The 13,395-nt window shown below is 44.0% G+C and carries 10 protein-coding genes; all 10 read left to right on the plus strand.

What is annotated here, in order from left to right; all coding sequences use genetic code 11:
- Window positions 1-14 precede the first annotated feature (14 nt).
- The 10 genes from QZ076_RS02560 to QZ076_RS02605 all read left to right on the plus strand — a co-directional run bounded on the left by QZ076_RS02560 (window position 15) and on the right by QZ076_RS02605 (window position 13,395).
- Window positions 15-1,637 carry a SusD/RagB family nutrient-binding outer membrane lipoprotein gene (locus QZ076_RS02560; RefSeq protein ID WP_293710059.1) on the plus strand — a complete coding sequence of 541 codons (1,623 nt, stop codon included), beginning with the start codon at window positions 15-17 and terminating at the stop codon, window positions 1,635-1,637.
- Window positions 1,638-1,647: 10 nt separating this feature from the next.
- The gene (locus QZ076_RS02565; protein WP_293710060.1) at window positions 1,648-3,597 is read left to right on the plus strand and encodes a glycoside hydrolase family 97 protein; all 1,950 of its coding nucleotides are present in this window, start codon (window positions 1,648-1,650) and stop codon (window positions 3,595-3,597) included.
- A gap of 202 nt (window positions 3,598-3,799) precedes the next feature.
- Complete coding sequence (locus QZ076_RS02570; RefSeq protein ID WP_293710061.1) at window positions 3,800-4,414, plus strand: RNA polymerase sigma-70 factor; 615 nt, start codon at window positions 3,800-3,802, stop codon at window positions 4,412-4,414.
- A 236-nt stretch (window positions 4,415-4,650) separates the two neighbouring features.
- Entirely contained in the window at window positions 4,651-5,649 is a 999-nt protein-coding gene (locus QZ076_RS02575; protein ID WP_293710063.1) for a FecR domain-containing protein, read from the plus strand.
- 52 nt (window positions 5,650-5,701) lie between these two features.
- A complete protein-coding gene (locus QZ076_RS02580; protein ID WP_365324406.1) occupies window positions 5,702-8,947 on the plus strand; it encodes a TonB-dependent receptor in 3,246 nt (1,081 codons plus the stop codon).
- Window positions 8,948-8,965: 18 nt separating this feature from the next.
- Window positions 8,966-10,513, plus strand: a complete 1,548-nt coding sequence (locus tag QZ076_RS02585) for a RagB/SusD family nutrient uptake outer membrane protein (RefSeq protein ID WP_293710065.1) — start codon at window positions 8,966-8,968, stop codon at window positions 10,511-10,513.
- Window positions 10,514-10,687: 174 nt separating this feature from the next.
- Window positions 10,688-11,011: an L-rhamnose mutarotase gene (locus QZ076_RS02590; RefSeq protein ID WP_293710067.1), complete on the plus strand. Its 324-nt coding sequence runs from the start codon at window positions 10,688-10,690 to the stop codon at window positions 11,009-11,011.
- A gap of 48 nt (window positions 11,012-11,059) precedes the next feature.
- Entirely contained in the window at window positions 11,060-11,728 is a 669-nt protein-coding gene (locus QZ076_RS02595; RefSeq protein ID WP_293710069.1) for a corrinoid protein, read from the plus strand.
- Between the two features lie 6 nt (window positions 11,729-11,734).
- Window positions 11,735-12,730 (plus strand): uroporphyrinogen decarboxylase family protein, encoded by a 996-nt coding sequence (locus QZ076_RS02600; RefSeq protein WP_293710071.1) that lies wholly within the window; start codon window positions 11,735-11,737, stop codon window positions 12,728-12,730.
- A 2-nt stretch (window positions 12,731-12,732) separates the two neighbouring features.
- Complete coding sequence (locus tag QZ076_RS02605; RefSeq protein ID WP_293710073.1) at window positions 12,733-13,395, plus strand: vitamin B12 dependent-methionine synthase activation domain-containing protein; 663 nt, start codon at window positions 12,733-12,735, stop codon at window positions 13,393-13,395.

Genomic DNA, 13,395 nt, shown 5'->3' on the forward strand with positions numbered 1-13,395 from the left:
AACACTGGTAAACAATGAAACATATAATAAATTATTTGTCGATAGCATTACTGGGACTTACATTGACTAATTGTAATGCTGACTTTGGTGATTTGAATAAAGATCCCAATAAAGTGACGAAGGTAGGAACGGACAATCTTTTCCACAATGTAGTAGGTACGTTGAGTATACCTTCCGGTGAAATGAAATATTTCGCTCCGATGATGCAATATACGGCAACTACCAACGGTAACTACGATATCGTCGGTAATACATTTACGGTAGACGGAACCGCAATGGGCGTTTACTCAAGTATATGGAGATCGTATTGTGTAGATTACCTCCGTTACATCAACCTGATGGACGATCAATTGGCAGAGGAAACAGCTTCGGCTTCTAAACAGGCACAGGTCGATATCGTCCGTGCACTTGTATCGAGCAGATATACCGATACATTCGGTCCTGTTCCTTATGATGAAGGAGGAAAGGCACTGAATGGAATTTCTTATCCCGTATACAGAACCGAAAAGGAGATCTATTTGGGAACGGATAAGTTCAAGGGTCTTCTGCAATTGCTGGATGATGGAGTACAGACATTGCAAAACTCTTCTGATCCGGTTTTCGAAGACGATATCATGTATGGCGGTAGCCGCGACAAATGGATTAAATTCGGAGCTTCACTTATGCTGCGTATGGCTATCCAGATCTCGAATGTAGAACCGGAACTGGCAAAGAAGTACGTGAGTAAAGCTGTTGCTGCCGGGGTTATTTCTTCGATGGATGAAGTGGCAAAAGTCAATCACCAGCCGACAGTGACCGGACAACCCAGTTACCTCGATAACACATGGGCAACCGATATCTTGTATTATATCGGTTCACGTGGTTACTGTTATTCAAGTACCTATATTTCTGCATTCAAGAAATACAGTACTTCTCAAATCGATCCGCGTTTGAAATATGTAGCAGCCGTTTACGATGCCGAAGGAAAGTATTACGACAATTACGAGGATTACGAAGGTATGAAGAACGGATGCGAAATGGATGATGTCGATGATGTTTTGAAATATATGACTTTCGATCAAGATTTCGCTCCTAATATCGGACGTTACGGCTTTGCTTCTTTCAAAAAAGAAACGGTACTCAACCGGAAAGGCGCAACAACAGTAATGGGGGCAGCCGAAGTTTACTTCCTGTTGGCTGAAGCGGTGTTGAAAGGCTATATCTCCGGAACAGCGGATACATATTATCGGGAAGGTATCCGTATGGGTATGCGTTCGTTGACCTTGATCGGGGCTCCTATCACCGATGAGGAAATAGAAAACTATATCAGTACGGTTCCCACACTGGGTGAAAATAAAGCAATGAACCTGAGAGGTGCCCTGGATGAAGTGATCACACAAAAATGGCTGGCACTGTTCGGCAATGGTCTTCAGATATGGAACGATTGGAGACGTACACATTATCCGAGTGTCATTACCGACAATCCGAACCCCAGCAAGTTAAGCGTTACAAATGGAAAAATGATCGGTCGTTTGCCTTATCCGCAGGATGAAATGGTACGTAATGAAGCCAACTATCTGAATGGAACGGCTGAGTTATCCAATAAGACAAACGATTATATGAATGATGTATGGTGGGCTTTGCCTTATTATAAATAATAACTAGTATATGAAAAAAGTAGTATCAATAAGCAGTAGCCTTTGGCTACTGCTTTTACTCTTTGCTGCACAAATGCACGCTGCTACTCAGGATGTGTATTCTCCTGATAAGAAATTGAAAGTATCGGTCAATACTACAGGACAGATTGCTTATTCTGTTTATGCCGGCGACAACCTTCTGTTGAAAGATTGTTCCCTCCGGTTGGATTTGGGTGATGAGGTACTGGGAACTTCTGCCGTGTTGAAAACTGTCAAGCGGGGGACTATTAATGAAACGATAAAACCTGAGATCACCTTTAAGAATGCAGTGGTGGAAAACAATTGCAGTACCCTGTTGCTTAACTTTAAGGGAGATTTTTCTGTCGAATTCAGAGTGTTCGACGACGGTGTTGCCTATCGTTTTATAACAGCCAGGAAAGGGCAGATCAATATTTATGATGAAACTTGCGGTATCAATTTCGGCAGCGATTATCTGGCCCATATCTCGCAACCCAATAGTTTTAAAACATCGTATGAATATCCTTATACCCATATTCATACAACAGACTATAAGGCAAATGATAAGATGACCTATTTGCCTATCCTGCTGGAAAATGAGCAAGGATATAAGATTTTGATTTCGGAAGCTGATCTGTCCGATTATCCCTGTATGTTTTTCAAAAGTACAGGAAGAAACGGCCTGACTTCTGTATTCCCGAATTGTCCTTTGGAGTTTGGTGAAGATGGAGACCGCAGTCTGAAGATCGTAAAAGAAGCGGATTATATAGCACGCACCTCCGGTAACCGTAGCTTTCCATGGCGCTTCTTCATGATCACCAAAGACGATCGGCAACTGATTGGAAACGATATGGTTTGTAAGTTGTCGTCTCCGAATGTATTGGGAGATGTGAGCTGGGTAAAACCTGGTCATGTTGCCTGGGAATGGTGGCATGATGCAGCATTATATGGAGTGGATTTCAAGTCCGGTTATAATATGGACTCTTATAAGTATTATATTGATTTTGCATCTGCCAATGGCATTCCTTATATGCTGATGGATGAAGGATGGGCCGAGACGACTTATAATCCTTTCATTCCCAATCCCACAATCGATTTGTTCGAACTAATCAGTTATGCCGAAGAACGGAATGTGAAGATAGTCCTTTGGCTTACCTGGCTGGCAGTGGAAAATAACTTCGACCTGTTCCAGAAATTCAACGAATGGGGAATTGCCGGAGTGAAGATCGACTTTATGGATCGCAGCGACCAGTGGATGGTAAACTATTATGAACGTGTGGCAAAAGAAGCAGCCAAGCACCATTTGTTTGTCGATTTTCACGGCTCGTTCAAACCGGCAGGATTGGAACATAAGTATCCGAATGTGATCTCTTACGAAGGTGTACTGGGAATGGAACAGGGAAACCGTTGCATACCTGATAACAGTATCTATCAGCCTTTTATGCGAAATTTTGTTGGTCCGATGGATTATACACCGGGTTCTATGATTAGTGCTCACCCCGAAGATGTACATTATACCCGCACCAATGCCATGAGTGTCGGAACCCGTGCTTATCAGTTGGCTTTGTATGTTGTCTTTGAAAGTGGATTACAAATGCTGGCTGATAATCCTATTTATTATAACCGGGAGAAGGATTGCCTGGATTTTATGGTATCCGTTCCGGTTGTATGGGATGAAACACGTTGCCTGTATGCGAAGGTGGGTGAAGCTGTTGTCGTAGCCCGTCGCAAAGGAGATAAATGGTATATCGGAGGTATTTCCGGAAGTAAAGGAAAAGAGATCACGATAAACCTTGACTTCTTGTCCGAAGGCAAAGAATATGATATGGACTATTTTCAGGATGGCGTAAATGCAGAACGCCAGGCGATGGATTATAAAAAGGATAGTAAAAAAGTGAATGCTTCTTCAAGCATAACGATCTGTATGGTCCGTAACGGAGGTTGGGCTGCCACATTGGAATGATTGAAATAAAAGGGAGGGTCCTGGTCAAAAAAGGCCATTGATTTTTATTAACAACCTTTCGGATATGCTGATCCGAAGGGTTGTTTTGTTTTATATCTGATATAAAACAGTGTTTATGGAAAGTAGAAGAAAGGTTTGTCGTGTAAACTTCAGAATAATTTCTCTACTTTTGTCTTTTATTAATGGCGTTACATGGTGATGTATGGCAGATTTTACCGACGAGAAAACATTATTACGGGAAATAAATAACGGAAACGATCAGGCTTTTGAATTTCTTTTCAAAAGTTATTATCCTCGTTTGCGCGGATATGCATCTCGTTTTGTCGAGGATCAGGAGGCTGTGAGGGATATTATTCAGGAGAGTTTTTTGAAGTTCTGGGAGAAACGTCAGTTGATAGAAGCCATATCCGTCTCCGCCCTTTTGTTTGCTATGGTTCGGAATGCCTGTCTGAATTACCTGAAACATCTGCAAATAGTAGAGCAACATAATGTTGAACACCTGGCAACCATTGCCGGGAAAGAGGAACTGTATAGTCTTGATTTTAATCCTTCTCCGGAATATACCTTATTGTACAATGAATTGCAGGAACAGGTGGATGCGGTTATAGATACACTGCCTTCGCGTTGCCGTGAAGTATTTATTATGAGCCGTTTTGATAAAAAGAAAAATCGTGAGATAGCAGAAGCTTTAAGTATCTCTACGACTGCTGTGGAAAAGCATATAGCAAAAGCGTTAAAGACTTTCTCCAAACATTTTAAAGACAAGTATCCGCTCGATATCTATATCGTTGTTATTGCATGGCTACTGTCTGATTAACGTTTCTTTCCTGTAGGCATTCGCACTGCTACATCCTTTTAGAGTAATTGTTTCACTTAAGTGGAACAGTTGTTTCTACTAGGTGAAACACTTGTTTCTCTTAAGTGAAACACTTTCAAAGATGCTGTTTCCATTAAGTAACTCTGTATGCACTGCGCTGAATGTTTGCAAAAAGAAGATACCGGGGGTTGGGTAAAAAAGGAATGGGTTGTTATATCATATAGAAAGCGAAAGTTATGGAATTGGAAAAGGAGAATATTCATCAGTTAGCCGTGCTCTATTTCGAAGGGCGTATTACTTTGCAGGAAGAGGAAGAACTCTTTCTCTTTGTGAATGCCTGTGCGGATAATTATGAGATGTTCCGTCGATGGGAAAAAGAATGGATGCGATCGGCAACGCCCGACCTGGGGGTGGTCAACGAATGGAAGCATTTGCAACGGCGTGTTCAGATAAAACACGATGTACCGGATTTGTTCAGGCACAAAAAGTATAGCCTGCGTCAGGTAGTCGCTGTGGCAGCTGTGATTGTGATCGTAATGTTGAGCGGTTCTTATGGGGCTTTGTCTTATTTCAGCAAGCAGACTGATCCGAATTATTTCGCATTGGTTACTGCTTATGGCGAGAAAAGTAAAGTGATGCTGACCGATGGGACTGTCGTTTGGTTGAATGCCGGATCGACTTTGCGGTATGCGGATAATTTTAGTGCAAGTAACCGGACGGTGCAACTGGAGGGAGAAGCCTATTTTGAAGTAGAAAAGCAGTCGGACGGATCACCTTTTCTGGTCAAGACAAGTTGCTACGATGTGTTGGTAAAAGGTACGAAGTTCAATGTGACCTCTTATGCGGAAGATCCTTTTTCCACAACCACTTTACTGGAAGGAGCCGTTGAAGTGCTTTACGAAGGAAGACAGTTGGAGTTAAAACCCGGCGAATTGCTTTGTTTCGATAAAGAAAAAAAAGACTTTTCCAGTCATTATGTGCAGGCCTCGCAATACCGGTCGTGGATAGAAGGAAGGGTCGAATATGACGAAATCGCATTAGGCGAACTGGCTGTCCGCCTGTCAAGAAAGTATGATGTGAAAATACATCTCGATACTGCGCTTGATGAAGACGCTACCTTCAGGGTCTCATTGCGGAACGAAGAGACTATCAACCAGTTCCTGCAGGCACTTTCCGATATTATTCCGATACGCTTTGAGCGGCAGGGACAAGAAATTTATATCAAAAAGCAATAGCGCGCTTGTTTTATATATGTATTAAATCTAATAACTAATTATCTATCTTATGATGTACAAAAAACTCGTGGGAAGGTCTTTAATACTGGCCTTGCTACTTTCCGGCTCATTATCGGTGGACGCTCAGAAAATCACTCAGCAGTTCAGGAACGTCCCTTTGAAAACAGTACTGGAGGAAGTGGAGAAACAACTCCAATATTCGGTCATCTATAAAAAAGATGAGGTGAATGAGCAAAAGCAGATCAATCATAATTTTAAGGATGCATCTGTCGAAGAAGTATTGTCGGCTATATTAGACAAAGGATTAAGCTACTCTATTCAGGGTAAAATGATCGTTATCTCGCAGAAGACTACTAAAGCGTCGTCTCCGCAACAACAAAAGAAAGTAACAGGCGTTGTGAAGGACAAAACCGGAGAACCGGTGATCGGGGCTAATGTGATAGAGCGGGGTACGACGAACGGGACAGTGACCGACATCGACGGACGCTTTACATTGGAAGTGCCACAGAATGCTGTCTTGCAGGTTTCCTATATCGGATATATGGAGCAGGAGATCCCGGTGAATAACCGGAGCGATATTTCTGTCTCTCTTCTGGACGATACACAGAATCTGGATGAGATTGTTGTTGTCGGCTACGGAACACAAAAGAAGGTGAACCTGACCGGTGCAGTCAGCAGTGTAAAGGCCGATGTGTTGGAGAACAGAACGACTTCCGATCCGGTAAATATGCTGACCGGTAACGTATCGGGTGTGACCATTGTACAGAATGCCGGACAACCGGGAGCCGACGGAGCCGCTTTGCGTGTCCGTGGTGTCGGGACGTTGGGTAATTCCGAAGCGATGGTTATTATCGATGGTGTGGAATCGTCGATGAGTAATGTCGATCCGAACGATATCGAGAACATTTCCGTGTTGAAAGATGCTGCGGCAGCTTCTATCTATGGTGTGCGTGCGGCAAACGGCGTTGTGCTGATTACTACCAAAAGAGGTGCTGTCGGTAAGCCTGTCATTTCCTATAACGGATATGTCGGTTGGCAGGAAGCTACCCGTCTACCCAAATATTTGGACTCTTATAATTATGCGGTTCTCTTGAATGAGGCCTATAAAAATGACGGATTGGAGGGATTATATTCAGATCCGGACCTGCAGAAGTTTAAAGATGGTTCCGATCGGGATCATTTTGCCAATAGTGATTGGTTGGGTGCGTTATTCAGCGAAAACGGACTGTTCCATAATCACCATTTGAGTGTGAATGGTGGGTCTGAGGCAATTAAATATTCTCTTTCCTTTGGCTATCATAATAAGGAAGGGTTGATGCCCAACACTGAATATAATAAGTTCAATGTCCGTTCGAACCTCGATGCGAAGATCAACGACCGGCTGAATGTTTCTTTGAACCTTTCGGCTTATCGTAGCCGTATGGCGGCTCCTGCTACCGGTATGACCAGTATAATGTATTATGCATTTCGTGAAACGCCGGTTACTCCGATCCAATTCCAGAATGGGAATTACGGATTATTCAAGAACGAACATAATTCTGTCGCTTCAGCCCGTGAAAGTGGCCTGGCACGTACCTATAATAATAATTTCCAGGGAAGTGCCTCCTTTACCTATAAGATCATCGACGGATTGTCTTTACGAGGAAATGCTTCAACGACATTCAATCTGAAAGACGAACATACTTTTCTCAGAAGTATGAAGTTTTATACCGCCGAGTCTGTCGATCCTATCCGTACAACCCGTAGTTCGGTGGAAAACAAGGATAATAAGATGCTGGAAGTAAATCTTCAGGCATATCTGGATTATGCAAAGAGTTTCGGTAAACATGATCTGAAGGGATTGCTGGGATATTCGCAATTATATAACCAGTATCGTATCCTGGGAGCTTCCCGTAAGGATCTTCCTTTGAATAACAGCCTGGGTGAAATTAATGCAGGCGATATAACAACACAGACTTCCGAGGGAAATATGGTGGAATATGCTTTGCGTTCAGCCTTTGCCCGTGTGAACTATACGTTCGACAACCGCTACCTGTTGGAAGCGAATATCAGATACGACGGTACTTCACGCTTCCCGAAGGATAACCGTTTCGGTGCATTCCCTTCTTTCTCGGCCGGATGGCGTGTGTCTGAAGAAAGTTTCTTCACGGCTTCCTGGATCGATAATCTGAAGTTCCGTGCTTCGTGGGGACAATTGGGTAATCAGGAGATTGGCGATTATGCTTTCTATAATACCTATATGTTCGGTCAGAACTACAACTTCGGTAATATGTTGTATCCGGGTATTTCAATCAATGAAAAGATGGCTAACTCGATCATTACCTGGGAAAAGACAGACCAGATAGATATTGGTGTCGATGCGGATGCTTTCGGTGGTAAGCTGAGTTTTACCGGTGACTTCTTCGTAAAGAATACAAAAGACATCCTGTTGGAGTTGCCTATCCCTGAGATCGTAGGTGTGAAACCGCCGATGCAGAATGCTGGAAAGGTTCGCAATACGGGTATGGAAATGCAGATCAGCCACAACAATCAGATCAACGATTTCAAGTATTATGCAACATTCAACTTCAGCTATGTGCATAATGAAATTACCGACCTGAGCGGTGGAGATACTCCCGGACGTTCTGTTGGCGATCCTATCAATAATATCTATGGCTATGTTTGCGAAGGAATCTTTAAAGACCAGGCGGAGATCGACGGACATCCGACACAGATCTGGGGTGCTAAGCCGGGCGACCTTAAATATAAAGATTTGAACAATGACAAGAAGATCGATGAAAACGACCGCCAGTCGCTGGGTACTTATTTCCCTAAAATAAACTACGGACTTCGTTTGGGCTTCGAATATAAGAACTTTGACTTCTCTGCATTGTTGCAGGGAGCCGGAATGGTCAATGCAATCGTGAAAGATGAGATCAACAAGGCATTCTACAATGGAGGTAAAGTGACTGAATATCATCTGGATCGCTGGACTCCGGATAACCTGGATGCTACTTATCCCCGTTTGTCGATGAAAGACTCAAAAAAGAACTGGATGACTTCCACTTTCTGGATGCAGAATGCTTCTTACCTGAAGATGAGAAATATGCAGCTCGGTTATTCATTGCCTAAACAAGTACTGGCCGGATCGGGCATTACCCGCCTGAGAGTATACTTCAGTGTAGACAATCTGTTCACTATTACCGGATTTGACGGTGTCGATCCGGAATCTGCTTACAATATGAAAGACTTATCTGTGGTTAGTAGCTATTATCCGCTGACAAGAAATTATTCATTTGGTGTTAACCTTTCATTCTAATAAAACTGTAGACGAATTATGAAACTGAAATATTTATTTATATCGCTTATCTCGTTATTCGGAACCGGTTGCAACGACGGGTTTCTGGATAAGATCCCGACAGACCAGTTATCTGACGAGTCTTTTTGGATGGTAAAAGAAGATGCTGTGAAATATTCTGCAGCTACCTATCGTTATCTTGTCCAGTCGGGCAACCATATGGTCATGCTCGACTGTTATACCGACAATGCCATTCCTGTACATATCCATGCAGAGCAGGGAGACATTTCTTCCTGTACGGCTACGGCTTCAAATCCTCACTTTAAGCAGGTCTGGCAGGATGCTTACCGCGGAATCCGCCGCTGTAATATCTTCCTCGATAATATAGCCAAGGTAGATATGAAGGAGAATGAGAAAACGATTCTTATCGGTGAGATTGAATTCCTGCGTGCTTACTTCCATGCTACTTTGCTGAAATTCTATGGCGGTATCCCTATTCTGACCCGTGCTCTGGAGTTGAATGAAACGATCCCTTCACGTAATACGGAAGAAGAAGTTTATAAGTTTATTGTAGAAGAATGCGATAAGGCAGCGCAGAAGTTGCCGCTGACCCGCTCCGATAACACGGAACTGGGACGTGCCAACAAAGGTGCTGCATTAGCATTGAAAGCTCATATCAGTTATCTGATGAAGAAATACGATGTAGCCGCCAGCGCAGCTAAAGAAGTGATGAGTCTGGGAGTATACAGCCTGTATGGTAATTACGGCGATCTGTTCTCTGCCGAACATGAGAATAACAGCGAAGTGATATTCGATCATCAGTATATGGAGAATGCGTTGGATTATGATTATACCGGCAGCTGGATCGATCAATTCTTCTCTCCGCTGATGATGGGAGGTTGGGAAGCTTTATCACCGACACAGGATCTTATCGATGCATACGAATGTACGGATGGAAAATCTATCGGGGAATCTAAGCTTTACAACCCTGAAAAACCGTTTGAGAATCGCGATCCCCGTCTGGCTTATTCTATCCTGTGGCATGGTTGCGAATTCGGAGGACAGATCTATAGCACCGAAGGAACGATGGGTAATGGAAATGCCACCCGTACCGGATATACGATGCGTAAATATATTAATCCTAAAAATGTAGGAAACGAATATCCGGGCTGGATCAATTATATCCTGTTCCGTTATGCGGAAGTTTTACTGATCTATGCAGAAGCTCAGAATGAATTGAACGGGCCGGATGCTTCCGTGTATGAAGCTGTCAACATGATTCGTCAACGTCCGAGCGTGGAACTTCCTCCCTTACCTGCTAATCTGACAAAAGACCAGATGCGCGAAGCCATTCGCCGCGAACGTCGTGTCGAGTTTACGTTTGAAGGTATTCACTTGTTTGAAACCCGTAGCTGGAGAACAACGGAAGCTTGTGTAAATAAACCGGCTTACGGCATGACTTTCGACGGGAAAAAGGTTTTGGTGGAACAACGTAAGTTTGATCCCAACAAAAATTACTTATGGGCACTTCCTCTGACTGAAATAGATTTGTCGAAAGGCTCATTAGTACAGAACCCCGGATATTGATTATTCACAGATAATAGAAGCCTCTGATGGGATTATCCCGTCAGGGGCTTTTTGTTTTTTATCGGTATCAATCCGGGAAATGCCGGAAACAGTCAAAATAACCACGAATATTGAAAACTCCCTGTGTATCCTATCTTCTATCTTTGTGATACTTAATCTAATATAGTAAGAAATATGAAACGTTATGGGAGTCTTATCGGTGTAAAGCCGGAAAAGCTGGAAGAATATAAAAAGTTGCATGCAGCTGTATGGCCGGACGTGTTAGCGATGATCAGGGAGTGTAATATCCGTAACTACTCGATCTTTTATAAAGACGGGATATTGTACAGTTATTATGAATATATCGGTGATGACTACGAAAAAGACATGCAGAGGATGGCGGCAGACCCGGCTACGCAGGAATGGTGGAAGCTGACCGATCCTTGTCAGCAGGCAGTAGAAAATCGTGCTCCCGGAGAATGGTGGGCGGCGATGGAAGAAGTATTCCATACGGATTGAATATATTCTTTTCTATCTTGAATAAACAGGCTTTAAATATTATAGAACATGAATGACATTATTAGTAAACTTGGCGAATGCGTGGAATTCGGCAAGATCAATCTGACATCTCCCTATCCACCGACAATGAAAGGACAGCCCGGTGCTGATGAACTGACCCGCGAGGCTTTGGAGAACGGTCTCTCTCCCCAGTCTATCCTGAGTGAGGCACTGATCCCGGCTATGAACCGGGTAGGCAATAAATTTACCGAAGGAAAGATATTCGTACCGCAGATGTTACTGTCGGCCAAGGCAATGAACAGTGCCATGAAGCATCTGAAACCCTACTTTCAGAGTGGCGAGATAAAACGCAAAGGCGTTTTCGTGATCGGAACCGTGATGGGAGACTTACATGACATCGGTAAGAACCTGACAGGAATGATGGTGGAAGGCGCAGGCTGGGAAGTGATAGATCTGGGAACGGATGTGCCGGCGGAAAAGTATATCGATACTTTGAATCAGCATCCGGGAGCTATCTGTGGAATGTCAGCATTGCTGACAACAACCATGAGTAATATGCAACCCATGATCGCCAGTATCCGTGAGAAACACCCCGACACAAAAGTGATCGTAGGAGGAGCACCTCTAAATGCAGATTTTGCTCAAAAGATCGGTGCCGACGCCTATGCCCGCGATCCGCAGGATAATATTAACTGGTTGGACTCAATCGTAGCTTGAACGCGTATGAATAGTTTTATCCAACAGCTACTGAATAGTGATAAGCGGATAGCGATCCCTATTATGACGCATCCCGGTATTGAAGCGATCGGAAAGAATGTGATTGATGCCGTAACGGACGGAGAGGTTCATTACCGGGCCATAAAGAATGTGACGGAGACGTATGATACGACAGCATGTACTGTTATTATGGATCTGACGGTCGAGGCTGAGGCATTCGGTTGTACGATCAGTATGCCGGAGCATGAAGTTCCCAGTGTTACAGGACGGCTAGTATATGATGAAGAGTCGGTAAATCGTTTGCAGGTTCCTTCTCTGTCTGCAGGACGAATGCCTGAATATCTGAAAGCAAACCTTCTGGCGGTTGAGAATATAAAGGATAAAGTCGTGTTGTCCGGTTGTATCGGCCCGTTTTCCCTGGCAGGCAGGTTATACGACATGTCTGAGATCATGGTTGGGATCTATATAGAACCGGATGTGATCAAAACACTGCTCGATAAATGTACCGAATATATTATCCTTTATTGTAAGGAACTGAAAGCGATCGGTGCAACAGGAGTTATCATGGCGGAACCTGCTGCAGGGCTGCTCTCAAACGAAGATTGCCAGGAATACTCGACCGTCTATGTCAAACGGATCGTAGAAGCCGTACAGGATGATAACTTCGCCGTTATCCTGCATAATTGCGGGAATAAGGGCCATTGTACACAGGCAATGATCGAATCGGGTGCGGCAGCACTGCATTTCGGCAATGCGGTGAATATGGTGGAGACACTGGAACAATGTCCGTCAAACCTCATCGTGATGGGTAACATCGACCCGGTAGGTATCCTGAAGCAGGCGACGCCGGAGGAGGTATACCGTATCACAGCCGATCTCCTGGCAAAGACAGCACAGTACAAAAACTTTGTTATCTCTTCCGGATGCGATATGCCGCCGTTTGTTCCGGATCTAAATATCAAAGCCTTTTATCGGGCTATTGCTGATTTTAACGCTGTATAATCATGTTCCGTTCTTATACATTTACTTTCGATGAGGTCAGGCCGGATGAAAAGGTGCTGATGGATTATCTTCAGATACCGGATAACGACAGTTACCCGCTGGTAGCCGGGATCGTGGAGTCCACCTTTGCAGCCTTAAAAGACACCCGCGAGATCATAGGAGGATACCGGATACTGGATTACGGGGATGTCACACTGCAACCCGGCCGGAGAATCAGCGGTTATATGGCCGGTGCTTCCGAAGTAGCCCTGTTCATCTGTACGGCCGGTGCCGCTTTTACGGATTTGTCCCAAGCCTACCAACAGAACGGCGATTTCCTGGAAGCCTTTGTTGTCGAGTCGATCGGGTCTGCTACGGTAGAGAATGCAATGGATAAGGTACAACAACGTCTGGAAGAGGAAATGGCAGGACAAGGGAAGAAGATCACTAACCGGTATAGCCCCGGCTATTGCGAGTGGCCCTTGTCCGGGCAGCGTGAACTCTTTGCCTATATAGGCGATCATCCTACAGGTATAACCCTCAATGAATCCTGCCTGATGCAACCGATCAAGTCGGTGAGCGGGATAATCGGAATAGGCGATGCTGTAAAGAAGCGTCCCTATGGCTGTCAAATATGCAATAGTGCAACTTGTGTGTACAGAAAAATAAAACGTAAAACCCATTAA

The organism is uncultured Parabacteroides sp. (assembly GCF_905196875.1).
Taxonomy (GTDB): Bacteria; Bacteroidota; Bacteroidia; order Bacteroidales; family Tannerellaceae; genus Parabacteroides.

Bases quoted from the DNA above. Each gene is read 5' to 3' on its own strand.
- QZ076_RS02580 (WP_365324406.1), top strand. From the start codon at position 5,702: ATGTACAAAAAACTCGTGGGAAGGTCTTTAATACTGGCCTTGCTACTT.
- QZ076_RS02605 (WP_293710073.1), top strand. From the start codon at position 12,733: ATGTTCCGTTCTTATACATTTACTTTCGATGAGGTCAGGCCGGATGAA.
- QZ076_RS02600 (WP_293710071.1), top strand. From the start codon at position 11,735: ATGAATAGTTTTATCCAACAGCTACTGAATAGTGATAAGCGGATAGCG.
- QZ076_RS02570 (WP_293710061.1), top strand. From the start codon at position 3,800: ATGGCAGATTTTACCGACGAGAAAACATTATTACGGGAAATAAATAAC.
- QZ076_RS02585 (WP_293710065.1), top strand. From the start codon at position 8,966: ATGAAACTGAAATATTTATTTATATCGCTTATCTCGTTATTCGGAACC.
- QZ076_RS02575 (WP_293710063.1), top strand. From the start codon at position 4,651: ATGGAATTGGAAAAGGAGAATATTCATCAGTTAGCCGTGCTCTATTTC.
- QZ076_RS02595 (WP_293710069.1), top strand. From the start codon at position 11,060: ATGAATGACATTATTAGTAAACTTGGCGAATGCGTGGAATTCGGCAAG.
- QZ076_RS02590 (WP_293710067.1), top strand. From the start codon at position 10,688: ATGAAACGTTATGGGAGTCTTATCGGTGTAAAGCCGGAAAAGCTGGAA.
- QZ076_RS02560 (WP_293710059.1), top strand. From the start codon at position 15: ATGAAACATATAATAAATTATTTGTCGATAGCATTACTGGGACTTACA.
- QZ076_RS02565 (WP_293710060.1), top strand. From the start codon at position 1,648: ATGAAAAAAGTAGTATCAATAAGCAGTAGCCTTTGGCTACTGCTTTTA.